This is a genomic window from Desulfovibrio sp. 6_1_46AFAA, from assembly GCF_000224635.1.
Classification (GTDB): Bacteria; Desulfobacterota; Desulfovibrionia; order Desulfovibrionales; family Desulfovibrionaceae; genus Desulfovibrio; species Desulfovibrio fairfieldensis.
In genome coordinates this window covers 1-848 of the sequence record NZ_JH114314.1, presented here as the reverse complement: position 1 = coordinate 848, position 848 = coordinate 1, and the positions used below count along the sequence as shown (strand labels likewise).

Genomic DNA, 848 nt, shown 5'->3' with positions numbered 1-848 from the left:
TCAAAACCACCCGCATAGCGGGTGGTTTGCTCCAGCCCTATAAGGGCTTGTTACCGGCCAGCGTCTAAAGGCGCTGGCTTTCACTTTGTTCAAGCCCAGTGCCCTTGCCGCTTTGGCTTACCCCTGGAAGGGGTTTTGGTATTCTCGGGTACTTACTCGATCTTGCAGAATATCATGCTTCTCTTGCTGCTGAATGTATTTTTTGACCGTTACCTCATTGAGTCCTACCGTACTGACGAAATATCCTTCCGCCAAGAATTTCCTATTGCCAAATTTGTACTTCAGGTTTGCATGCTTATCGAAAATCATCAATGAGCTTTTTCCTTTCAGGTACCCCATGAAACTTGATACACTGATTTTTGGAGGAATACTCACCAGCATGTGCACATGATCCGGCATGAGATGGCCCTCGATAATTTCAACACCTTTATATTTGCATAAGTCCTTAAGAATTTCTCCGATACTTTCTCGAATGTTGGCAAATATTATTTTCCGCCTGTATTTTGGAGAAAAGACAATGTGATACTTGCACAACCATTTTGTGTGGGCTAAACTTTGAACTCGAGTTCCCATATAAAAACACCTTTCCCTTAAAAATTACGATGGGCTTGAACAACTCTATCGTATGGGAAAGGTGTTTTTTGTATAACAAATTATTTCCACCCGCATAGCGGGTGGATTTCTGTTTCGCTCGCAAACGCTCGCTCAACTGGCTAAAGCCCCTTACGCAAACGGGCCGGAAAATCCGGCCCGCTGTTCAGTTTTGTTCAGGCATACGCCGCGCGGCGTTGCCCTGGCGAGTATCCGCAATTACCAGCGGTAATTTTTATCCTGCTGATGTCCCACAA

At 45.2% G+C, this 848-nt stretch carries 1 protein-coding gene; it reads right to left on the bottom strand.

From position 1 onward, the window contains the following. Window positions 1-117: 117 nt before the first annotated feature. The gene (gene tnpA / locus HMPREF1022_RS16370; protein WP_035062196.1) at window positions 118-573 is read right to left on the bottom strand and encodes an IS200/IS605 family transposase; all 456 of its coding nucleotides are present in this window, start codon (window positions 571-573) and stop codon (window positions 118-120) included. Between the last annotated feature and the right edge of the window lie 275 nt (window positions 574-848).

Bases quoted from the DNA above. Each gene is read 5' to 3' on its own strand.
- tnpA (WP_035062196.1), bottom strand. From the start codon at position 573: ATGGGAACTCGAGTTCAAAGTTTAGCCCACACAAAATGGTTGTGCAAG.